The 21784-nt window shown below is 72.0% G+C and carries 17 protein-coding genes and 2 tRNA genes; 2 read left to right on the forward strand and 17 right to left on the reverse strand.

Features of this window, described 5'->3' with window-relative positions:
• Nucleotides 1-3 precede the first annotated feature (3 nt).
• From ACZ55A_RS04575 to ACZ55A_RS04605, 7 genes are all read right to left on the reverse strand, one after another.
• Complete coding sequence (locus tag ACZ55A_RS04575) at nucleotides 4-3186, reverse strand: ComEC/Rec2 family competence protein (protein WP_468833210.1); 3183 nt, start codon at nucleotides 3184-3186, stop codon at nucleotides 4-6.
• On the reverse strand, nucleotides 3183-4115 hold the full coding sequence (locus ACZ55A_RS04580; protein ID WP_468833218.1) for a ComEA family DNA-binding protein: 933 nt from the start codon (nucleotides 4113-4115) through the stop codon (nucleotides 3183-3185). The genes ACZ55A_RS04575 and ACZ55A_RS04580 overlap by 4 nt, the downstream gene beginning before the upstream one ends.
• 457 nt (nucleotides 4116-4572) lie before the next feature.
• Nucleotides 4573-5418: a DegV family protein gene (locus tag ACZ55A_RS04585; protein WP_468833227.1), complete on the reverse strand. Its 846-nt coding sequence runs from the start codon at nucleotides 5416-5418 to the stop codon at nucleotides 4573-4575.
• 252 nt (nucleotides 5419-5670) lie between these two features.
• Complete coding sequence (locus ACZ55A_RS04590) at nucleotides 5671-6483, reverse strand: hypothetical protein (RefSeq protein WP_468833234.1); 813 nt, start codon at nucleotides 6481-6483, stop codon at nucleotides 5671-5673.
• Between the two features lie 209 nt (nucleotides 6484-6692).
• On the reverse strand, nucleotides 6693-9596 hold the full coding sequence (locus tag ACZ55A_RS04595) for a leucine--tRNA ligase (RefSeq protein WP_468833241.1): 2904 nt from the start codon (nucleotides 9594-9596) through the stop codon (nucleotides 6693-6695).
• Between the two features lie 350 nt (nucleotides 9597-9946).
• Nucleotides 9947-11905: a S53 family peptidase gene (locus ACZ55A_RS04600; protein ID WP_468833247.1), complete on the reverse strand. Its 1959-nt coding sequence runs from the start codon at nucleotides 11903-11905 to the stop codon at nucleotides 9947-9949.
• A gap of 386 nt (nucleotides 11906-12291) precedes the next feature.
• Nucleotides 12292-12364, reverse strand: a tRNA-Ala gene (locus tag ACZ55A_RS04605).
• Nucleotides 12365-12518: 154 nt separating this feature from the next.
• Here ACZ55A_RS04605 and ACZ55A_RS04610 point away from each other — a divergent pair.
• Nucleotides 12519-13895, forward strand: coding sequence for a glycosyltransferase 87 family protein (locus ACZ55A_RS04610; protein ID WP_468833254.1), 1377 nt, complete (start codon nucleotides 12519-12521; stop codon nucleotides 13893-13895).
• Nucleotides 13896-14118: 223 nt separating this feature from the next.
• On the opposite strand, the gene ACZ55A_RS04615 is transcribed toward ACZ55A_RS04610, so the two are convergent.
• The 9 genes from ACZ55A_RS04615 to ACZ55A_RS04655 all read right to left on the reverse strand — a co-directional run bounded on the left by ACZ55A_RS04615 (nucleotide 14119) and on the right by ACZ55A_RS04655 (nucleotide 19315).
• Nucleotides 14119-14352, reverse strand: a complete 234-nt coding sequence (locus tag ACZ55A_RS04615) for a hypothetical protein (protein ID WP_030413843.1) — start codon at nucleotides 14350-14352, stop codon at nucleotides 14119-14121.
• A gap of 3 nt (nucleotides 14353-14355) precedes the next feature.
• Complete coding sequence (locus ACZ55A_RS04620; protein ID WP_468834719.1) at nucleotides 14356-14601, reverse strand: hypothetical protein; 246 nt, start codon at nucleotides 14599-14601, stop codon at nucleotides 14356-14358.
• A gap of 223 nt (nucleotides 14602-14824) precedes the next feature.
• A tRNA-Ala gene (locus tag ACZ55A_RS04625) sits at nucleotides 14825-14897 on the reverse strand.
• 114 nt (nucleotides 14898-15011) lie between these two features.
• A complete protein-coding gene (locus tag ACZ55A_RS04630; RefSeq protein ID WP_468834658.1) occupies nucleotides 15012-15665 on the reverse strand; it encodes a histidine phosphatase family protein in 654 nt (217 codons plus the stop codon).
• The gene (gene rsfS / locus ACZ55A_RS04635; protein WP_468833266.1) at nucleotides 15662-16096 is read right to left on the reverse strand and encodes a ribosome silencing factor; all 435 of its coding nucleotides are present in this window, start codon (nucleotides 16094-16096) and stop codon (nucleotides 15662-15664) included. Before rsfS ends, ACZ55A_RS04630 begins: the two co-directional genes overlap by 4 nt.
• A 273-nt stretch (nucleotides 16097-16369) precedes the next feature.
• A complete protein-coding gene (locus ACZ55A_RS04640; protein WP_468833273.1) occupies nucleotides 16370-18181 on the reverse strand; it encodes an LCP family protein in 1812 nt (603 codons plus the stop codon).
• 24 nt (nucleotides 18182-18205) lie between these two features.
• Entirely contained in the window at nucleotides 18206-18817 is a 612-nt protein-coding gene (gene nadD, locus ACZ55A_RS04645; RefSeq protein ID WP_051798734.1) for a nicotinate-nucleotide adenylyltransferase, read from the reverse strand.
• A 58-nt stretch (nucleotides 18818-18875) separates the two neighbouring features.
• Nucleotides 18876-19037 (reverse strand): hypothetical protein, encoded by a 162-nt coding sequence (locus ACZ55A_RS04650; protein ID WP_361313639.1) that lies wholly within the window; start codon nucleotides 19035-19037, stop codon nucleotides 18876-18878.
• A gap of 128 nt (nucleotides 19038-19165) precedes the next feature.
• A complete protein-coding gene (locus ACZ55A_RS04655; RefSeq protein WP_468833288.1) occupies nucleotides 19166-19315 on the reverse strand; it encodes a hypothetical protein in 150 nt (49 codons plus the stop codon).
• Nucleotides 19316-19467: 152 nt separating this feature from the next.
• Between ACZ55A_RS04655 and ACZ55A_RS04660 the strand changes: the two genes are divergently transcribed.
• Entirely contained in the window at nucleotides 19468-20574 is a 1107-nt protein-coding gene (locus ACZ55A_RS04660) for a M48 family metallopeptidase (protein ID WP_468833295.1), read from the forward strand.
• Between the two features lie 55 nt (nucleotides 20575-20629).
• Here ACZ55A_RS04660 and ACZ55A_RS04665 read toward each other — a convergent pair whose 3' ends face one another.
• Nucleotides 20630-21754: an SCO2583 family membrane protein gene (locus ACZ55A_RS04665; RefSeq protein WP_468833303.1), complete on the reverse strand. Its 1125-nt coding sequence runs from the start codon at nucleotides 21752-21754 to the stop codon at nucleotides 20630-20632.
• Between the last annotated feature and the right edge of the window lie 30 nt (nucleotides 21755-21784).

Here is a 21784-nt window from a genome sequence, read left to right on the forward strand (position 1 = left end):
GGGTTAGGCGGGCTCTTCTGCTTTACCTGGGCCTCGGGAACCGCGCCGGCTCAGCCTGGCGCTCGGCGGCACCTTCCTCGTCCTGCTGGGGCTGCTCGACGGGCCGTTGATCGGCGAGCAAGTGTCGCCGGAGCCCAGCGAATTGCGCCGCCGGACTGCTGACCGTCGACGACGGCTCGACCGCGTTCGACCCGCCAATGCAGGAGATCGCACGGCAATACCGGGCTCAGTGCGCGGACGCGATGGACCGGGTGCCGGAGGCGAGCGGTTACGCCCAGGGCTCTGCGGCCGCGTCGCGTCAGCACGGCTCCTGCGCCGACCGGCAGAGCCTGGCGGATACCGTCTGCCGCCCCTGAACGGACGGCCGAACAGACGGTGATCCGGGCCGGCGCGGGTCCTGCGTTCGCTGGGCAGATGGTCCTCGGGTCGGCCGCCGTTGACGGTCGCCGAGAGACTGGCGGGGGTGCCCAGGATCGCGATCGCGCCGTCGGTGTCGGTGCGGAGCACCCGGGCGCCCTGGGCGCGCAGTGCCGCGATGGTCCGGGGCGCGGGATGGCCGTACGGATTGCCGACGCCGCAGGAGATCAGCGCCAGGCGCGGCGTCAGACGGTGTATCAGCGGCGGGTCCTGATAGGCGGAGCCGTGGTGCGCAACCTTCAGGACGTCGACGGCGCCCAGCTCGGGGTGGGCCGCCAACAACGCCTGTTGTGCGGGTGGTTCGAGGTCGCCGAGCAGCAGGAGGGACAGCCCGCCGGTGCGCACGAGGAGGGTGACGCTGGCGTCGTTGGGGCCGTCGGGGGCGTCGAGGGCGTCGGGCCCAGCGGGTCCGGGTGTGGCGGGCGGTGTGGGAGGCCAGAGGACCTGCCAGGTGAGGGGGCCGAGACGGCGTCGCTCCCCGGGTACGGCGGGGACGATGGGGATGTGCGCGGCCGCGGCCGTGCTGTGCACGAACCTTGCTTGTCCCGGCGGGTCCTGGAGCGTCGTGGTCTGGATGGCGCCGACCGAGCGGCCGCGGAGGGCGCCGGGGAGGCCGTCCACATGGTCGGCGTGGAAGTGTGTGAGAACGAGGAGCGGGATACGGCGGATGCCGAGGTCGGTGAGGCAGCGGTCGATGGCCCGGGGCTCGGGGCCGGTGTCCACCACGAGCGCCGTACCGTCGCCGGCCGCCAGCACCAGCCCGTCCCCCTGGCCCACGTCACAGACCACGGCCCGCCACCCTGGCGGCGGCCAGCCGGTGATCACGCGGGTGAAGGGTGCGGGGCGGCACACCGCGAGGACCACCGCCAGCGCACAGAGCACACACAGCCAGGGCCGACGCAGCACCCGGCGGCCGACCGGCACCAGCACCGCGATGACGGCCGCCAGCACCAGACCACCCACCCAGCCGCCGGGCCAGGCGAACTCGGCTCCCGGCAGCGCCGCCCCCGTACGCGCGACATGAGCGATCCACTCGGCGGGCCAGCCCGCACACCACGCCAGTGCCCGGGCGACCGGCAGCGCCAGCGGGGCGACGGCGAGGGCGGCGAAGCCGAGCACCGTGGCGGGGGCCACGGCCAGCTCTGCCAGCAGATTGCAGGGCACCGCGACCAGCCCGACCCGGGCGGCGAGCACGGCGATGACGGGCGCACAGACCGCCTGGGCGGCGGCCGCCGCGGCGATCACCTCGGCAAGCCGGCGCGGCACTCGGCGCCGCTGGAGGGCCGCGCTCCAGCGTGGTGCGAGCAGCAGCAGCGCACCGGTCGCCAGAACGGAGAGCAGAAAGCCGAAACTCCGGGCGAGCCAGGGGTCGTAGAGGACCAGCAACAGCACGGCGGCGGCGAACGCGGGCAGAAGGGAACGGCGACGCCCGGTGCCGATGGCCAGCAGCGTGATCAGACCGCAGGCGGCGGCCCGCAGCACGCTCGGGTCAGGCCGGCACACGACGACGAAGGCGAGCGCCAGCGCACCCCCGATGGCCGCCGTGCCGCGGAGCGACAGGCCCAGGCGCGGCGCCAGCCCACGGCGCTCGGCACGGGTCGCGAGGTGCGGCGGGCCGATCAGCAGCGCGAGCACGATGGTCAGATTGCTGCCGGAGACGGCGAGCAGATGCGTCAGATCGGTGGCGCGGAAGGCGTCGTCCAGGTCCGGCGGCACACGCGAAGTGTCGCCCACGACGAGACCCGGCAGCAGGGCCCGGGCGTCGGGGCGAAGGCCGTCGGTGGCTTCGCGGAGCCCGGCACGCAGGCTTCCGGCCAGCCGCTGAAGGGCGGTCGGGGGTCGCACCCGGTCCGGCGGCCCGTCGGCGGTGACCCGTAGTACGGCGGCAATCTGGTCGTGGGCCGACAGTGGCGGTACGGCACGCGCCATGACGCGGAGACGGGTCGAAGGCAGCAGCTCGCGCCACGCGGACGACAGTCCATGGCGCGGCTCGCCCCGGCGGGCCGCGCCCGGCCCGGGTGGGGCGGCCGCCCGCAATTCCGTGGGCCGGTCGTCGCCTCCACGCTGCTGGACGACAACCAGGGCCGGGGTGCGGACGGCGGTGATCTCGCCGTCCGGTGCGGTGACGCGGACCGCATCGGCCTGGAACACCAGCGCCGGAGGCGTCCGTTGGGAGCCACGGACCTTCGACCGGGTCAGCCGCGGATCGCCGGTCACCTCCAGCTCCACCGTGACCCGCGCAGACTGCTCCGCCAGCGCAGGCAGCGGCCCGCGCCGGACATCCGCCGCATGCAGCGCGGCGGACGCGGCCCCCGCTGCGGTGCACAGCAGTACGGCGGCCAGTGCGACCAGGGCTCCCGCGGACCACATACGGGGACGGGCTGGGCGGGGCGGCTCCCGAAGCTCCGATTCCGAGTCGGGCTTCGGCTCGGACTCAGGCTCCGAGTCGGGCTTCAGCTCGGGCTCAGGCTCCGAGTTGGGCTTCGGCTCGGTCTCCGACCCCGGCTCGGACTTCGGCTCGGGACCCTGCTCGGGCTCCGCCCTGCGCCGGACCACGGCCACCCGTAGCGCAAGGGCGGCGAGAGCCACCGCCGCGCCGCAGGCCGCCGCCACTCCCCCACCGGGCGCGCCCAGGGCGATCGCCGCGGCTGCCCAGGCCGCCAGGGCGGGCGCGACGAGGCGCAGATCGGCCGGGCCCTCCTGACGCGGGTCCGAAGCGCCGCGCACGGAGACCGCCGCGGCGTGCACCGTGGCGCGCGGGCCGGTCATGGCTCCACCAGAGGACGGAGATCGGCGAAGCGGCGCTCACCGATGCCGGTCACCTGGCGAAGCTGCTCCACCGAGGTGAATCCGCCGTGCTGGGTACGGAATTCGATGATGTGCCGGGCCAGTACGGGACCTACCCCGGGAAGTGCGTCGAGCTGCTGCTCGGTGGCCGTACTGAGGCTGACGGGCCCGTTCGGCCCGCCGCCGGCGCCCGGCGCCCCACCGCCCGCCCCGCCGCTTCCCACGGCTCCGCCACCGGAGTCGGCCCCGGTCCCAGATCCGGATCCGGCCCCGGCTCCGCCGCCGGCCTCGCCGACGACGATCTGTTCGCCGTCGGTCAGCAGGCGCGCCCGGTTCAGCCCACGGGTGCTCGCCCCGTGCAGCACACCGCCCGCAGCCTGAAGGGCATCGATCACCCGCGCCCCCGGCGGCATCCGGTGGATGCCCGGGTGCCGGACCTTGCCCACGACATCGACGACCAACTGCCGCCCCACACCGCCCGGTGGCCCGTTCGTCACCGCAGCGGAGGACGAGGACGGGGCGGGCGACAACAGCGAGGGAGCTCCCCCGCCCGGTCCGGGGCCGGGGGCGGCCGGGGACCGCTGGGCGGCGGGAGCCCGTACGGCCTCCGGGCGCCCGGTCCAGAAGTGCTGCACGGCGAGCGCCACCCCAACGACGAGCACCAGGGCCAGAGCGGCCAGCGCCTTGGGGTCGGTGCCGCACCGTAACTGGACCCAGAGCGGCAGCCGTTCGCGCACCGCAAGCCACGCCCGCTCCCGGCGGCGCGGGCCCGGCGGATCGAACCCGGGCGGATCAAACCCGGGCGGATCGTGCCCAGAGGGCTCGTGGCCGGAGGGATAGCCGGACGGATCGTGGCCGGAGGGATCGTGGCCGGACGGATCGTGGCCAGAGGGCGGCGGTCCGGCGGACACGGTCGCCCCCGCGTCGCCGAAGATAGCCGCAACCCGAGCCCGTACGCGCTCCCGCTCACGCTCGCGGTCACGACCGCGGTCGCGATCGGCCGCTCGCTTCCGTTCCCGCCCCCGGCGTTCCCCAGCCGTACCGAAACCGGGCGACGAGCCCGGGGATGAGCCCGGGGGTGAGCCCGGGGGTGAGCCCGGGGGTGCGGCCGGGGGTGAGCCCGGGGGTGCGGCCGGCGGTGCCGCAGCAGCGGGCAGGCCCGGAGGGAGAGGAGCAGCGAGCGGGGTCGAGGAAGTCGGCCGTGCGGATCGAGAGGAGTTCATACCGACCGACGGTAAGGACCAAGAGCAGATCCTGCCGAGCTGCCTCAATTCCCGTGGAAAACCCCCGAGTTGTGGATAAGTACGTCACCCACAGGGGTCACCGCGGGGCCTCTTCACCGCGCGGCCCATTCACCGCAGAACCCCTTCAGCGCGGGGACACCACGACCGCCAGCAGCCCCGGGCCCGTATGCGCGCCGATCACCGCACCGACCTCGCTCACATGCAGCTCGTTCAGCCCCGGCACCCGTTCCCGGAGCCGCTGGGCCAGTGCGTCCGCCCGTTCGGCCGCGGCCAGATGATGGACCGCAATATCGACCTGGCCCTCGCCCGCCCGCTCCGCGGCGATCTCCTCCAGCCGGCCGATGGCCTTGGACGCCGTACGGACCTTTTCCAGCAGTTCGATCCGCCCGTCGGCCAGTTGGAGGAGCGGTTTGACGGCGAGAGCCGAGCCGAGCAGTGCCTGCGCCGTGCCGATGCGGCCCCCGCGTCGCAGATAGTCGAGGGTGTCCACGTAGAAGTAGGCGGAGGTGTCCGCGGCGCGCTTCTCCGCGGCGGCCACCGCTTCGCCGGCGTCACCGCCGGCCTCCGTCGTCTCCGCGGCGGCCAGGGCACAGAAGCCGAGGGCCATCGCGACCATGCCGGTGTCCACGACGTGTACGGGTACCGGGGCCTCCTTGGCCGCCATCACCGCTGCGTCGTAGGTACCGGAGAACTCCGAGGAGAGGTGGAGCGAGATGATGGCGTCCGCACCCGCCGCCGCGGCCTGCCGATAGGTGTCCGCGAACATGCTGGGACTGGGGCGGGAGGTCGTCACGGGACGGCGCTTCTGGAGCGCCTGGGCCACGGATCTCGCGGAGACCTCGGTGCCCTCTTCCAGTGCCTGGTCCCCCAGGACGACGGTCAGCGGCACGGCCGTGATGTGGTGACGCTCAAGAGCCGCCCGCGGCAGGTAGGCCGTGGAATCGGTGACGATCGCGACATGGCGGGACATGACTTGGAGATTATCCGGGGATCCCGACGCGGCACAGTGCGGGCCCCTCCCCACGATCCTCCAGGTTTCCCCAAGCCTCTGCCAAGAGCGCACCGGACGAGGTTGTTCATCGCCCTCGGCACCCGGCGGCCCAGCGGCGGGCGACACTGCGCAGCCCCCGGCCGCCGACGGTGAAACAGTCGCTCCTCGGGGCCCCGCCCCGCCCCCCACCCCACCCCCTCACCGCGTCATACGCGTCGTACGCGCCTCATCTCACTCCCGCCGTCGCCGAGCCTCCGTCTGCCGAGCCTCCGTCTGCCGGGCCTCCCTCTGCGGGGCCTTCTGCCACGGGTACGACGGCTGGACGCGGGGATCGGCGGCGGTGAGAGCCTGCGGGGCCTCGGGAGCCGGGCCCCGGTCGTGGCCACGGTCGGCCGGCGCCGAGCCCGGGCGGGCCTCGGCGCCTGAAGGGCCGCCTGGGGCGCCTGCCCGTACGGGGCCCTCCGCCATCGGCTCAGCCAGCGGATCCGGGTACCCGGGCTCCTGGGTCCAGTGCCGCAGCGCGCCCGCCTCCACATCGATCTGGTCGCTCAGCGCCGCGAGATCATCGTCCGCGAACTTGCGTGCGCGGTCGCGGGCGGCCCAGCGCAGCGACTCCGCGGAGTGGGTGATCCGCTCCAGACGCTCCCGGAGCTCCGGGAGGCGGGCGGCGATGGTGGCGCGGTCGGGCTCCCGTTCCAGGCGCTTGAGCTCGTCGTCCAGCTCATGACCGTGGGCGCTCAGCCGTTCGAAGAGGCCGATGGCCTCGCTGAGGGAGGCGTCGTCCGGGGAGCCGCCGTACAGCACGTCCTGGGTGGCGCGCATCGACGTGCGCAGCGAGAGCCGCAGCTGCGCCAGTTCGCCGACGACGCCGGGCTGGGCGAGCTGCCGGGCCCGGAGGGTGGTGTCCTCGACCGTCCTGCGGGCCTGGGCGACCGTACGGTCCACACCGCGCTTGGCCGCCCTCACGGCCTTGACCGTCAGGAACACTCCGGCCAGGACGAACAGCACAAAGAGCAGTCCCACGATGGCGGCAGCGGCTTCCATGGGCTCTCCCCAGGCGTGTCGGCGGCGCCGGATCCTCGCCCGCGCCCTGTATCTCCACGGTAAACGGCTCGGGCAGGTTGCGGGTTCCTGACGAACCCCCAACCTGCCCGTAGGGGAAATCACCTATGGCACACCGGCGCCTCGGCGAAGCCGCCTGCCGGAGGCGCGGCCACCCGCCGGAATCCCGGCCGGGGACCGCCGCCCGAGGCCTACGCCGGCACGATGTTCACCAGCTTCGGCGCCCGGACGATGACCTTCCGGATACCCGCGCCGTTCAGCGCCGCGACCACGGCCGGCTCGGCCAGTGCCGCCGCCTCCAGGTCCGCCTCGGAGATCGACGGGGCGACCTCCAGACGGGCCTTGACCTTGCCCTTGATCTGGACGACGCAGGTCACGGTCTCGTCCACCACGTACGCCGGGTCGGCGACCGGGAAGTCGGCGTGGACCACGGTCTCGGTGTGGCCCAGCTTGCGCCACAGCTCCTCGGCGATGTGCGGGGCCAGCGGGGCGACCAGCAGGACCAGCTGCTCCGCGACCGAGCGGGGCACCGGGCCGCCCGTCTTGGTCAGGTGGTTGTTCAGCTCGGTCACCTTGGCGATGGCGGTGTTGAAGCGCAGGTTCGCCATGTCCTGGGTGACGCCGTCGATGGCCTTGTGCAGGGCGCGCAGGGTGGCCTCGTCCGGCTCGGTGTCGACGACGGTGACCTCACCGGTCGCCTCGTCCACCACGTTGCGCCACAGGCGCTGCAACAGGCGGTACTGGCCGACCACGGCACGGGTGTCCCAGGGGCGCGAAACGTCCAGCGGGCCCATCGCCATCTCGTACAGGCGCAGGGTGTCCGCGCCGTACTCGGCGCAGATCTCGTCCGGGGTGACGGCGTTCTTCAGGGACTTGCCCATCTTGCCCAGCAGCCGGGAGACCTTGCCGCCCTCGTAGTAGAAGACGCCGCCGTCGTGCTCCTGGACCTCCGCCGCCGGGACGGCGATGCCGCGGGCGTCCCGGTAGACGTACGCCTGGATCATGCCCTGGTTGTACAGCTTGTGGAACGGCTCGGCGGACGAGACATGCCCCAGGTCGTGCAGCACCTTGGACCAGAAGCGGGCGTACAGCAGGTGCAGTACGGCGTGCTCCGCGCCGCCCACGTACAGGTCGACGCCGCCGTGCGGCTGGCCCTCGCGCGGCCCCATCCAGTACTGCTCGACGGCCGGGTCGACCAGCGCGTCGTCGTTGTGCGGGTCCAGGTAGCGCATCTCGTACCAGCACGAACCCGCCCAGTTGGGCATGGTGTTGGTCTCGCGGCGGTAGCGCCGTACGCCCTTGCCGTCGCCCAGGTCCAGCTCGACGTTGACCCAGTCCTCGTTGCGGGACAGCGGGGTCTCCGGCTGGGTGTCGGCGTCGTCGGGGTCGAAGGTGCGCGGGGAGTAGTCCTCGACCTCGGGCAGCTCCAGCGGCAGCATCGACTCGGGCAGCGCGTGCGCCACACCGTCCTCGTCGTAGACGATCGGGAACGGCTCGCCCCAGTAGCGCTGCCGGCTGAACAGCCAGTCGCGCAGGCGGAAGTTGACGGTGCCCTCGCCGATGCCCTGGTCGGCCAGCCATGCGGTGATCTTCGCCTTGGCCTCGGTGACGCCCAGGCCGTCCAGCGAGATCGTGCCGCCGGACGAGTTGATGATCTTCGCGTAGTACGAGGCGAAGGCGTCGTCCCAGGTGGACGGGTCGGTGCCGCGGTCGTCCGACGGCTCGACGACGCAGCGCATCGGCAGTTCGAAGGCGCGGGCGAAGGCGAAGTCGCGGGTGTCGTGCGCGGGGACGGCCATGATCGCGCCGGTGCCGTAGCCCATCAGGACGTAGTCGGCGATGAAGACCGGGACCTGCTCGCCGCTGACCGGGTTGGTGGCGTAGACGCCGGTGAAGACGCCGGTCTTGTCCTTGGCCTCGGCCTGCCGCTCGACGTCCGACTTGGCGGCGGCCTGCTTGCGGTACGCGGCGACGGCGTCGGCCGGGGTGGTGTGCCCGCCGGTCCATACGTCGTGGGTGCCCTCGGGCCAGGCGTCGGGGACGATCGAGCCGGTGCCGGTGCCGTTCTCGGAGCCGGCGATCAGCGGGTGCTCGGGGGCCAGCACCATGTAGGTCGCGCCGAACAGGGTGTCCTGGCGGGTGGTGAAGACCGTGATCTTGTCGGAGTCGCCGACCGGGAAGTCGACCCGGGCGCCCTCGGAGCGGCCGATCCAGTTGCGCTGTTGCAGCTTGATGGCCTCCGGCCAGTCCAGCGCGTCCAGGTCCTTCAGCAGCCGGTCGGCGTAGGCGGTGATGCGCATGTTCCACTGGCGCAGCTTCGCCTTGAAGACGGGGTAGTTGCCGCGCTCGGAGCGGCCCTCGGCGGTGACCTCCTCGTTGGCCAGCACCGTACCCAGGCCGGGGCACCAGTTGACGGGCGCGTCCGAGGCGTACGCCAGGCGGTACTCGCCCAGGACGTTGGCGCGCTCGAGGGGGCTCAGCTCGCTCCAGGCCCGGCCGTCGGGGGTCGGGCGGGTGCCGGCCTCGAACTGCGCGACCAGGGTGTCGATCGGGCGGGCCGCGTCCGCCTCCGGGTCGTACCAGGAGTTGAAGATCTCCAGGAAGATCCACTGGGTCCACTTGTAGTACGCCGGGTCGATCGTCTCGACCGAGCGGCGCTGGTCGTGGCCCAGGCCCAGGCGGCGCAGCTGGCGCCGCATGTTGACGATGTTGGCCTCGGTGGAGACCCGCGGGTGGGTGCCGGTCTGGACGGCGTACTGCTCGGCGGGCAGGCCGAAGGCGTCGAAGCCCAGGGTGTGCAGGACGTTGTGGCCCGTCATGCGCTGGTAGCGGGCGTAGACGTCGGTGGCGATGAACCCCAGGGGGTGGCCGACGTGCAGGCCGGCGCCCGACGGGTAGGGGAACATGTCCATGATGAACTTCTTGGGGCGGGCCACCGCCTCGGGGTCGCCGGCCAGCTCACCTCCCGGGTTCGGGGCCTCGTAGGTCCCGTTCTCCTCCCAGAAGTCCTGCCAGCGTGCCTCGATGTCGGCGGCCAGCGCGGCCGTATAGCGGTGCGGCGCTGCCACGTCGGCAGCGGTGGTCGTCTCGCTCATCGTCCTCAAAGCTCCATCGATCGTCTCTGCCTGCGGGAACGCGCTCGTACCCGGCAACGCCGGAAACAAAAAGACCCCTCGCACAGGAGGGGACGCCGCGCCGATTCCGACGGGGTCTGTCATCCGTCGGTACTGATCAGCGCGGCCCGCTAAGCAGAAGGCGTACGGCACGCATGGCGTCAGGGTACCGCAGGGCCTGCGGGGCCCGCGCTGAGGATTACCCCAACGCGGGCCCCGCCCCCGTTGCCCCGCGCCCCCGCCGCCGCTCCACCGGGTCACGGCGGTGCGGGGAGACGGTGCCGCGCTCCGGCGTCAGCGGCGGTGCGGGGAGACGGCCCCGGGCCCCGGCGTCAGGGGCGGTAGGAGCTCACATATCCGGCAGCGGGGCTGCCCACGCCGGTGACCTCGTCGTAGCCGACCACCGCGCGCAGGGAGCTGTCCTTGCCCAGGCTGCGCAGCGAGGTCGTGGTGCCCTTGCTGTCGTCGGTGCCGTTGACGTAGTCCACCCGGACGACGGCCAGGTCACGGCCGGCGCCCAGCGGGTGGTCGGTGACGTCGTGGTAGGCGGAGGTGCCGTAGCGCTGGTAGATCGCGGGGTTGGCGAAGCCGATGGCGACGCCGTGCCGGGCCTGCTGAGCCAGCGCCTGGACGCCCGCGATCACGGGCGCGGCCAGTGAGGTGCCGCCGATGCGGTACTCGTCATAGCCGAGCGAGCCGTCCGGCAGGGTCTGGGTCTGGCCGACCAGGAAGCCGGTGTTGGGGTCGGCGACCGCCGCGATGTCCGGGACGGTGCGCATGGCGCCCTTGAGGGCCGCGTCGGAGAGCCCGTCCGGGACGACCCCGCGCTGGTAGAAGGGCTGCGGGACGGTCTTGCTGACACCGCCGCCGGCACCGCCGTTGAAGGTGCCGGGGAAGCCGGCCCAGCTGTTGCCGTCCTTGGTCAGCAGCGCCTTCTGGGTGCCCCAGCCGGTCTCCCACTGGTAGGCGTCGTGCTTGCCGACGGCCAGGGAGGTGCCGCCGACCGCGGTCACCCACGCGGAGTTCGCCGGGGTGTCGACCTGCTTGGTGCCGGTGTTGTCGACCTCGTCACCGTTGTCACCGGAGGAGAAGTAGAAGCCGATGCCCTGTACGGCGCCCTGCTGGAAGATCTGGTCGTAGGCGGCGGCCACGTCCGGGGTCTCGTTCGCCTCGATGTCGCCCCAGGAGTTGGAGACGATGTCGGCGAGGTGCCCGTCGACGATCTTGCCGAGCGAGTCCAGCAGATCGTCGTCCATGCAGGAGGCGCCACCGACGTAGACGATGTCGGAGTCCGGGGCGACCGCGTGCACGGCCTCGACGTCGAGGGTCTCCTCGCCGTACCAGCCGGCCGCTCCGCACTCCTTGATGTACCTGTAGTCGGCGGGCAGGACCTGGGAGAGCTGGCCACGGCGGTAACGGGGGTCGCCGTTGCGGGCGGCGTACTTGTCCGCGTCCTTGGCGATGGTCGGCGAGGCGTAGGCGTCGGTGATCGCGACGGTCACGCCCTTGCCGGTCCACTTCTTCGCCCCGTAGGCGGCGCGCAGCTGCTTGCCCGTGTAGCCCTTGATCGCGTACGGCGCCTTGCTCCCGTAGGCGGACGGCAGCGTCTTGTCGGTCCTGGAGCCGTAGTACGAGGAGAACGGGCCGGAGTTACGGAAGACGCCCTCCGGCGGCGGCAGTTCTCCGGAGTGGTGCTTGACGCGCTTGGGCGCATTGTTCAGGCCGGTGACCGTCAGGACCGCGCCGGCGAGCGAGGCGGGCGCGGAGGCGGTGCTGGACGGCGCGTGGTAAGTGTGACCGCCTTTGCGGTAGTTGTGCAGGTCGGTGGCGAAGGCGCGCTCCGCGGCGGCCGCCTCGCCCTTGACCGTGAGGTAGCGGTTGGTGGTGCCGGTGACCGTCAGGCCGGACTTCTTCAGCCAGTCGGTCACCTTGGCTATCTGGTCGTGCGTGGCACCGTAACGGGCGCGCACCTGGGCGGGGCTGAGGTACTTCCCGTACGAGGCGGAGTGCGGGTCGGACACCGCCCGGGCGTAATCCGCCAGCCCCTTGGCGTCGCGGCCGGCCAGGTAGACGCGGGCGGTGACGGCCGTGCCGGCAGAGGTGGCGCCCTGGTCGGCCTGCCGGGTGGCCCACAGCGGCTTGGTGCCCGGCAGCGCGTGCCGTCCGCCGTCGTGCCCCGCCGCGTCGGCGGCGGGCGCACCGAGCGCAAGGGCCCCGGCGACCAGCGGCAGCGTGGCTGCCCAGGCCAGAGAGGTGCGGGCGCGCAGTGATCTGGTACGGCTTGCTCTCATGTAACCCCCTGCTGTGGCGAAGCGGTGCGCTGCGGGGTGACGCGGTGCGCCGGCGCGCCGGTGCACGGCACCTCACGAGCGATGAATGCGTGGGATGTGACGCTCACGCGATTCGCCACTCTTTCGGTGAACCGTTCATGTCAGGGGCATGCGATCACCAAGAAGAGACCAAGGAACGGCAAGGACTGGTCAGGAATCGGTATCGAGCGAATGGTCAACTCGTCATAGAGGGCGGCTTGCTGACCAGATATCAGCACAACCAGAAAGGAGCGGCCCCGGGCCGCATCCCGTGCGCCCAGCGCTCCCCGTGCGTAGCGTTGTACGTCGGCATACCTCGACGCACAGCAGAGCAGGCCGTCCGCGATGGACGGCCTGCTCTGCGTCTGTGGAGCTAAGGAGAATTGAACTCCTGACCTCCTGCATGCCATGCAGGCGCTCTACCAACTGAGCTATAGCCCCAGATTTTGTTTCCGCCCGGTTCCCCGCTGCGGCATCGCCTACATTACACGGACCTCCCCGCCTTCTGCCAAATCGTTCTCCCGGGGGCCCTCCACCGAGGTGCGCGGTACTGTCGGCACGACGTGCCCGATTCGTCCTGGGGGAGCCGTACGCCGTGACCGCGCTGGAGCTGGAACAGTCCACGGAGCCCGGCGGCCAGGCCCGCGGCAGAGGGCTCGTCCGCCGGCACCCGACCCTCGCGGCGGCCCTCGCCTGCCTGGTCTCCTTCACCGCCTTCTCGATCGCGCAGCGCCTCGCGCAGGTGACCATGATCGACCTCATGGTCTACCGCGCCGAGGGCGAGACCGTCCGCAGCGGCGGGTCCCTCTACGACATGGTGGCGACCTCGGCCCATCTGCCCAACACCTATCCCCCCTTCGCGGCGCTGCTGTTCACCCCGCTCACCCTCCTCGGCGTCCCTGCGATGCGCACCCTCGCCACCGCCGGCAACCTGCTGCTGGTCGTCGCCGTCGTCCACCTCTCGCTGCGCCTCGCCGGCCGGCCCCGGCACCTGACCCGGCCGGCCGCCACCCTCGCGGTCTCGGCACTGCTGGTGTGGTGCGAGCCGGTCTGGACGACGCTGCGCTACGGACAGATCAACCTGCTGCTCACCGCGCTGGTCCTGTGGGACCTGACCCGCAAGGACACCAACCGGCTGGCGGGGATCGGCATCGGTCTCGCGGCCGGTCTCAAGCTGACGCCGGCGCTGTTCGCGGTGTTCCTGGCGCTGACCGGCGCCGTACGGGCCGGGCAGCTGCTCCGCTCCGGCGCGGGAGCACGCGCCGCCTGGAACCCCTGGCTGCGGCAGGCCGCCGTCGCCACCGCCACCTTCCTCGCCACCGCCCTGCTCTCCGCGCTCGCGCTGCCACGAGATTCGCGCCGCTTCTGGACCGAGATCGTGTTCTCCGCCGACCGGGTCGGTGAGGTGGAGATCACCGCGAACCAGTCGCTGCGCGGCGCTCTCGCCCGGCTGCTGCACACCCATGACCCGGGCACCGCCTGGGTGGTGCTCGCCGCTCTGACCACGGTCCTCGGCCTGACGCTGGCCGCCGGGGCGCTGCTGCGTGGGCTGGGGGCACCCCCGGCCGAAGGCGGGGGGAAGGCCTGGGCCACCGTCGCCTGCGCCGCGACCGCGCTTCTGATCAGTCCGATCTCCTGGTCGCACCACTGGGTGTGGTGCGTACCGGTGCTGATCCTGCTCGGCTCCGAGGCGCTGCACCGTACGGGGGCCGGCGAGGGGCACGGCGAACTCCGCAGGCCGTCGCCGGCCGGCGCGCGCCGCTGGTGGGCGGTGACCGTCTCCTTGGGCCTCCTTTTCTCCTCGTTCGCACTGTGGTGGGTGCCGCACCGCTGGCACCGGCACGAGGAACTGCACCAGAACGGTGTCCAGATGCTGCTCTCCGACGTCTATCCGATCGCCGGTGTGGTCGTGCTGGCGCTGGCCGGTGCGCGGCTGTGGCAGATGAACCGCGCGGCCGCACCGGGTGAGTGAGTGGGCCGGCGACGGCTCATCGCCCCGTCCGACCGTTCAACGGCCCCTGCGCGCAGGGAAGTTCCGCCTGACCGGAACCGTACGGAACTGACCGGGGCTGACGCGGCCGTTCCGGAACCGGCCGGAAAACGTCCGGGGATGGACGGCCCATCTCGGATTCAGAACGGGCGTCAGACAGCAGGCGCCGGAGGCGGGTCGGCAAGGACGGGCTGGGTGAGCTCCGTCAGGCCGTGGCGAACGAGTAGAACCGCTTCAGCGTGCAGTGCTCGTCCAGCAGCCGCCCGTAGATCGGCTCCCCGTCGAGCTCCCGGTAGGTCTCGATGGGGTCGCCTTTTATGACCAGGGCGCGCGCGCACTCCTCGCACCAGTACTGGTAGTCGGTGTTGACCGGTTCCATATCGCGGACGATCGGCGTACCGCTGCCGCACCAGTCACATTTCCTGCTGTGGGCGCCCATCCATCAGCTCCAACTGTGGCCGCAGGCCGTACAGACGAAGGAAATGCCGCCATTGTCGCCGAGCACCTGTGCCACGTGGGCCGAACCACACGCGGGGCATTGCAGTGCCAGGCCGGCGCTGCCGCATACGGCCGCAGGGGCATCAACGGGGCAGGTGAAGCGGAGCGCATATTCCGGCAGCCAGTCATAACCCTGCGCCTCGGCGACTTCGAGCAGGTCATTGACCTCCTCGAGGATGCTCGTGGGCATCGCGATCTTCTCCTCCCCTGCCGGCGCCGTCCGATTCTGCCACGGACCGCGGGCCGGGTCAGGCTCGCCTTCTCGCCACCCCGGCCGACACGCCGACGGCCACCACGCCTGCCAGGACGCCGCCCGCGAGCCGCCGTGGGCACGGCGGTAGCGATCTGAGCGCGAAGAGAGCCCGTAACGCAGAGGATCCCGCCTCCTTGAGGAGGCGGGATCATCCGGGTTGTGGAGCTAAGGAGAATTGAACTCCTGACCTCCTGCATGCCATGCAGGCGCTCTACCAACTGAGCTATAGCCCCGGGTCTTGTTCCGGTCCTCCGGGTTTTCCCCCGGCGGCGCCGCGAACAAGAAGAACTTTAGCCTGCGACCTGCCCGGATGTGAAATCCGGTCCCTCGGGGCCGCCCTGCGGGCCTCAGTCGTCGTCGCCGAGCACCGGCTCCGGCAGGGTGCCGGCGTTGTGCTCCAACAGCCGCCAGCCGCGGGCGCCCTCACCCAGCACGGACCAGCAGCAGTTCGACAGACCGCCCAGGCCCTCCCAGTGGTGGGCGTCCAGGCCGAGCAGCCGCCCGATGGTGGTGCGGATCGTGCCGCCGTGGCTGACGACGACCAGGGTGCCGTTCTCGGGGAGCTTGTCGGCGTGGTTGAGGACGACGGGCGCGGCCCGGTCGGCGACCTCGGTCTCCAGTTCGCCGCCGCCGCGGCGCACCGGCTCGCCGCGCTTCCAGGCGGTGTACTGCTCGCCGAAGCGCGCCATGATCTCGTCGTGCGTCAGCCCCTGCCAGGAGCCCGCGTAGGTCTCCCGCAGGGCCGCGTCATGCGTCACGTCGAGGCGGGTCAGGGCGGCCAGCTCGCTCGCCGTGGCCGAGGCACGCTGGAGGTCCGAGGCGATGATGGCGTCCGGCCGCAGGGCGGCCAGCAGCCGGGCCGCGCGCCGTGCCTGGGCGCGGCCGGCGTCGGTCAGTGCGATGTCCGTCGAGCCCTGGAAGCGGCGCTCCAGATTCCAGGACGTCTGGCCGTGGCGCCACAGGACGATGCGGCGGCCGGGGGCCTTCTTCGTGCCGTTCAGAGCAGCTCTCCGTCCTCCGGGCCCGTCGCGGCCTCGGCCTGTGCGGCGGCCTTGCCGCGGGTGGCCTTGGCGTCCTCGGGGAGGTCGATCTCGGGGCAGTCCTTCCACAGCCGCTCGAGCGCGTAGAACACGCGCTCCTCGCTGTGCTGGATGTGCACGACGATGTCGACGTAGTCGAGCAGCACCCAGCGGGCCTCACGGTCGCCCTCGCGGCGGACCGGCTTGGCGCCGAGGTCCTTGCCGAGGCGCTCCTCGATCTCGTCGACGATCGACTTGACCTGGCGGTCACTGGGCGCGGAGGCGAGGAGGAAGGCGTCGGTGATCGAGAGGACGTCACTGACGTCGTACGCGATGATGTCGTGCGCGAGCTTGTCGGCCGCGGCCTGGGCGGCGGCGTTGATGAGCTCGATGGAGCGGTCCGTGGCGGTCACAAGCGGCTTTCCGGGTCGAGGGCAGCTGCTCCGGCCGTCAGGGGGCAGAGCGTGCTCTGCCGGGCCGCGGCGCGCGCCGCAGTCCCCATGGCCAACCGGATCAGCGGTCAGATACCCCACAAGGGTCTCACGGACCACCGACACTCCCGCCAGCGCTTTCGAACCCGCGGGGACCGGTCCGGCGTCCGGGCAGGTCACGGCCCTGGCGGCGGGGCCGGACCGGTCCCCGCGGGGGCCGGTCCGAGCCCCGCCGGTACGGGTCCGGACCGGCCGTCAGCCCTTGTAGTCCTGCCCGAGGACGACGGTGATGTCGGCGTTCGCGGCGCCCTTGCCCTGCCTGACCACGCCCGCCGGCAGGCCCAGAGTCTTGGCGACCTCGGCGGCCTTCGCCTTCTGGGCGGCGTCCGCGTAGGTGACCTGGGAGACCCGGGCCGCCGTAGCGGTGCCGTCGTCGACGAAGCTGTAGCCGCCGTTGAGGAGCGCGACCTGCGCCTTGCCCGTGGCGGCCTTGCTGCCGGTGGCATTGCGGACCGCGACCCGGGCGGTGGCGTCGGGCGCGGTCTTCTTGACCGTGCCGCCGAGCACGTTCTTGACCACGCTCGTCGCGGTGGCCTGGCTGAGCGTGCCGTTCGCCTGCACGGGCAGCAGGGTCGTGGAGTACGCGCCGGTCTTGGCCAGCTCCGCGCGCTGTGCCAGCGAACTGCCCAGCTGGGCCTCGGTCAGCGGCGGGTCGAGCACCTGGAGCAGCGCCTTCACGGTGGCGGTGGCGCCGTCGGCGTCGCTGGAGACCTTCTTCAGCGTCGCCTGCATCACCTGCCCGAACCGCTGCAACTGCTTGAGCTGGCTCTCGCCCGGCGCCCGGTAGGTGGCGTAGGCCACGGCCGCCTGGCCTGCCAGGTCCTGGGCGCGGCCCTGCTTGACCACCGGGGAGGCGCCCTTCTTGGCGCCGGGGACGGTGGTGTCGGTGTCGAGGGTGATCCCGCCGACCGTCTCGACCAGGTTCTCCAGATAGGGGGTGTCCAGCCGCCAGGTGGCCTTCAGGTCGGCGCCCAGGAGGCCGTTGAGGGAGTCCCGGGTCGGCTCGGCGCCGTCGTCCTTGACGGACTTGCCGAGGGTGGTGGCCGTGCCGTCGTCCTTGGGGACGACGAGGTTGTTGGGCAGCAGGACGGTGGTGCCCTTGTGGGTGGTCTCGTTGTCCACGAGCAGCGCCGTGGAGCTGTTGCCGGTCGTGGTGTCCCTGAGGTGCACGACGAGGACATCGCGCTTCTGCCCGCCGGCTGCGGCTGCCTTGCCGGTGCCCGGACCGGCCAGGCCCGGCAGCTTGCCCGCCCACCACAGATAGCCGACGCCGCCGGCGACCAGCAGGACCAGCACGACGGACAGCGCGACGATCCGGCTGCGGCCGCGCCGCTTGGCCTCCTCGCGCCGCTCGGTGCGGCTCTCGGTGAACTTCAGCCAGTCGATGACGTCTTCGGAGTCCTCGTCCGGCTCCTCGATGAAGGAGAACTGCTCGGTGCGGTACTCCGGGTCACCGGGGGACGCACCGTCGGACCCGCGCACGGCTTCCGGCTCCGCGGCCTCCTGCGCGGGGGCGCGGCGCTGGGCCGGCGGGCGCGGCGGCTCGTCGTAGGAGAGCTGGTCGTACGGCGACTGCTGGGCCTGCTGCGGGATCCACTCCTGCTGCTGATGGGTCTGCGGCGGCTGCTGGTGGGCCTGTTGCTGCTGAGGCCGGCCGTACGGGTCGTACTGCTGCGGGTAGCCGGGGTCGGCCTGCACCTGCCCGCGGCCGTACGGGTCGTAGCCGTAGTCGGCGTGGCCGGCCGGCTCCTGCTGGCCCGGGTACGGCTGCCCGCCCTGGTGCCCCTGCTGCCCGCCGTAGGGGTCGTAGCCCTCGTAGGCGGAGGGTGCGGTCTGCTGCCCGTAAGGGTCGTAGTGCTGCTGCTCGTACGACGGCTGTGCGGTGTCCTGGTAGACCGGCCGCCCGTAGGCGTCGTAGGTGTAGCCCGGCTGCCCCTGCTGGTCGCGGGCATACGGGTCGTGGGCATACGGGTCCTGCGGCCCGTACGGATCCTGTCGGTCGCTCACCGGTGCCCCTTTCCGTCAGCCCCGTCAGCGGTCGTTGCGGTACAGCTGTTTTTTGTCGATGTAGCGCACCACACCGTCCGGCACCAGGTACCAGACCGGATCCCCCTGGGCGACGCGCGCCCGGCAGTCGGTCGAGGAGATGGCCAGCGCCGGCACCTCGACCAGGGAAACCGCTCCTTCGGGCAGCCCGGGGTCCGCGAGGACATGACCGGGCCGGGTCACCCCGATGAAGTGGGCGAGAGAGACCAGCTCCGCGGCATCGTGCCAGGTGAGGATCTGGCTGAGCGCATCGGCGCCGGTGATGAAGAACAGATCCGCGTCGCGGTGCTCGGCGCGCAGATCACGCAGCGTGTCTATCGTGTACGTCTTGCCGCCGCGGTCGATGTCGATCCGGCTGACGGAGAACTGCGGGTTCGAGGCGGTGGCGATGACCGTCATCAGATACCGGTCCTCGGCCGGGGACACCTTCTTGTGGCTCTTCTGCCACGGCTGCCCCGTAGGGACGAAGATGACCTCGTCGAGGTGGAACTGGCTGGCCACCTCGCTGGCGGCGACCAGGTGTCCGTGATGGATCGGGTCGAACGTGCCGCCCATCACTCCGAGTCGCCGCTTCACGGGCCCTGTGTGCTCTCCCATGCGTGCAGACCCTACTGGGCGGCGCGCGTTACCGGGGGCCGGGTGCCGGTGCCCGGGCTCAGCGGTCCCGGTTGAAGCGGGTGGTGATCCACAGCAGCAGGAGCAGGATGAAAAGGGCGCCGCCGCCGGTCACGTAGGGGCTGAGGCTGGCGTGACCGCCCTCGTGTCCGGGTTCGGCGGCGAGGGAGACCAGGGACTGTGCGGTGGTGTGCAGGCTCATCGTCGGCAGGACCAATCCGGGCTGGGGTCGGGCAGAGACTTCCACCACATCGTAAGCGGCGGCTCACTGCGGGCTCACGGCGACTCCACCCCTGAGGCCCGCGCAGGCCGGCGGCGGAGCCCGGCAGGTCAGTCCCGGCCGTAGCCGCGCAGCAGGAACCAGGCGAGGAGGGCGGCGCCCACGACGCCGACGATGATCACGGTGCGCAGGATCCAGCCGGGGCCGCTGTCGTGGGCGGTCTGCTGGGCGGCGGCGAGCAGCACGCTCGGGTACGGCATGACGGTGCGCTCCCTCGGGTACGGCCCGTGCGGTCTCCGGAACGGTGCCGGGCGGTCATCGGTGCATCGCCAGCGTACGCCCGAGCATCCATTCGCCTGTCGGTGGCGTCCTCTAGGCTGAACCACACGCAGTCGAACAGGGGGAGGCCCCAATGACGGAGAGCCCAGGCGGCAGCGAAAACGTACCCAGCCGGGACAGGCGGCGATTCCCCGGAATCTCCTCGCGGTCGTACGAGCACCCGGCGGACCGCTCGGCGCTGGTGGCGCTGCGCAAGCTCAGCGGCTTCGACACCGTCTTCAAGACGCTCAGCGGCCTGCTGCCGGAGCGCAGTCTGCGACTGCTGTTCCTGTCGGACTCGGTGCGGGTCAGCGACCAGCAGTTCACGCACCTCAACGACATGCTGAGGGACGCCTGCTACATCCTGGACCTGGAGAAGGTCCCGCCGATGTACGTCAATCAGGACCCGACGCCCAATGCCATGTGCATCGGGCTGGACGAGCCGATCATCGTGGTGACGACCGGCCTGGTCGAACTGCTCGACGAGGAGGAGATGCGGGCGGTCATCGGCCATGAGGTCGGCCATGCGCTGTCCGGGCACGCGGTCTACCGCACGATCCTGCTGTTCCTGACCAATCTGGCGACGAAGGTCGCCTGGATCCCGCTGGGCAATGTCGCCGTCATGGCGATCGTGACGGCGCTGCGCGAGTGGTTCCGCAAGTCGGAGCTGTCCGCGGACCGCGCCGGACTGCTGGTCGGGCAGGACCTCCAGGCCTCGATGCGCGGTCTGATGAAGCTGGCCGGCGGCAACCATCTGCACGAGATGAACGTGGACGCCTTCCTCAAGCAGGCGGACGAGTACGAGTCCGGTGGCGATCTGCGCGACTCCGTGCTGAAGATCCTCAACCTGCTGCCGCGCAGCCACCCGTTCACGACCGTGCGGGCGGCCGAGCTGAAGAAGTGGGCGGCCAGCCGCGACTACCAGCGGATCATGGACGGTCACTACCCGCGCCGGGACGAGGACAAGGACGCCTCGGTCTCCGACTCGTTCCGGGACTCCGCCGCGCACTACGCCGATTCGGTGCGCACCAGCAAGGACCCGCTGATGGGCCTGGTCCGCGATATCGCGGGCGGCGCGGGCGACTTGGGGGGCAAGCTGCGGGACACCGTCTTCCGCGGCGGCTCGCGCCCCGACAGCTCGGGCGGCTCCCAGGGCGCCAACGGCTCCGGTGGCGGCACGGGCGGCTCGGACGGCTCCTGAGGGAGGGCCCGGGCGCCCGGCGGCCCCTCCAGGGCGTTTCCGGTGGGTCAGGGCCTCAGCGGATCGGGTGGCGCGGCTTCGGCTGGGCGGAGGGCGCCAGCTCACCGCAGAGCGAGGGGTTGATCCGGTCCCTGGCGTAGGGGTCGGTGCCCGCCGGCCGGTCGTTGCCGGCGTGCTGTCCCGCGAACAGCGGGCGCAGCGCGTCGGCCGGCCGCGAGGAGCAGGCCAGCGGTCCGGCCTGCATGCTGCTCTGCAGCACCTCCAGGCGGTGGTCGCCGAGGTCGTCCCGGCCGACCCGGAAGTGCATCTCACGCCGGACGGTGACCAGCGAGGCGGCGCCCGGGGTGGCCTTGCCGACGTCCTGCCCCGCCGTGTCCCGCGGGGCGCCGGGAGCAGGCCGTACGGCGTAGACGAAGGTGTAGTCGGCGGTGACCTCAAGGGCGTCCGGGCTCAACTCCGCGGCGGCCAGCGTCCCGTTGACACGGACGTTCCGGTCGGCGAGGCGGGTCTGCTTGGGGTCGAAGCGGACCAGCCAACCGGTCGCCGCATGGCGGCCGTTGTCGTCGGGGTGCGCCAGGCTGCGGTCGAACTGGTCGAGTTGGCCGGTGTCCAGCAGCAGCCGTACGGGCCGTACGGAGCCGCCGGTGAGCGTGGCCGGATCCACCGAGGAGCGGATGAGGTAGTCCTTGGCGATGGTCAGGGCGGAGACGATCTGGCCGTCGGAGAAGTGCTCGGTGCGGGTAACGGCGGGCAGATTGATGCCCGCTGCGCCGATCCGGTAGTCGGCGGCGGGGCTGTGGGCGAAAAGGTCCTCGGGCGTGGCGCCCGGTACGGTCCCGCTCGGCGCGAGCGGGACGACGGCGGACCGCAGCGGCTGCACCCGCACCGGCTCCGGGGTCTTGTACGGATGCCGTACGCCCATGTACACGGCGGTGCCGAAGGCGAGCACGATCAGCAGCACAAGCAGCACGGCCTGCCGTGAGCCGCCCAGCCGCACCCAGGCGTGCCGGGTCTTCACGGCCGGTGCGTGGTGCTCACCCAGCCGCTCGTCCGCGGAGAATTCCTGTAGACGGGCAGCCCGCACGAACGATTCGTCGAACACGACGGATCGGTACTCGTCCTCACCGCCTCCCTGGGCGCCGTTGGGCGTCCCTTCGGGAGGGTCACCAGGCCCGGTCATACAACAAGAGTAGGTCTGACAGGGCGAAGG

This window comes from Streptomyces sp. NPDC034111, assembly GCF_055575375.1.

Bases quoted from the DNA above. Each gene is read 5' to 3' on its own strand.
- ACZ55A_RS04590 (WP_468833234.1), bottom strand. From the start codon at position 6,483: ATGGAAGCCGCTGCCGCCATCGTGGGACTGCTCTTTGTGCTGTTCGTC.
- ACZ55A_RS04575 (WP_468833210.1), bottom strand. From the start codon at position 3,186: ATGACCGGCCCGCGCGCCACGGTGCACGCCGCGGCGGTCTCCGTGCGC.
- ACZ55A_RS04615 (WP_030413843.1), bottom strand. From the start codon at position 14,352: ATGGGCGCCCACAGCAGGAAATGTGACTGGTGCGGCAGCGGTACGCCG.
- ACZ55A_RS04660 (WP_468833295.1), top strand. From the start codon at position 19,468: ATGACGGAGAGCCCAGGCGGCAGCGAAAACGTACCCAGCCGGGACAGG.
- ACZ55A_RS04620 (WP_468834719.1), bottom strand. From the start codon at position 14,601: ATGCCCACGAGCATCCTCGAGGAGGTCAATGACCTGCTCGAAGTCGCC.
- ACZ55A_RS04585 (WP_468833227.1), bottom strand. From the start codon at position 5,418: ATGTCCCGCCATGTCGCGATCGTCACCGATTCCACGGCCTACCTGCCG.
- ACZ55A_RS04650 (WP_361313639.1), bottom strand. From the start codon at position 19,037: ATGAGCCTGCACACCACCGCACAGTCCCTGGTCTCCCTCGCCGCCGAA.
- ACZ55A_RS04655 (WP_468833288.1), bottom strand. From the start codon at position 19,315: ATGCCGTACCCGAGCGTGCTGCTCGCCGCCGCCCAGCAGACCGCCCAC.
- ACZ55A_RS04600 (WP_468833247.1), bottom strand. From the start codon at position 11,905: ATGAGAGCAAGCCGTACCAGATCACTGCGCGCCCGCACCTCTCTGGCC.
- nadD (WP_051798734.1), bottom strand. From the start codon at position 18,817: ATGGGAGAGCACACAGGGCCCGTGAAGCGGCGACTCGGAGTGATGGGC.
- ACZ55A_RS04665 (WP_468833303.1), bottom strand. From the start codon at position 21,754: ATGACCGGGCCTGGTGACCCTCCCGAAGGGACGCCCAACGGCGCCCAG.
- ACZ55A_RS04595 (WP_468833241.1), bottom strand. From the start codon at position 9,596: ATGAGCGAGACGACCACCGCTGCCGACGTGGCAGCGCCGCACCGCTAT.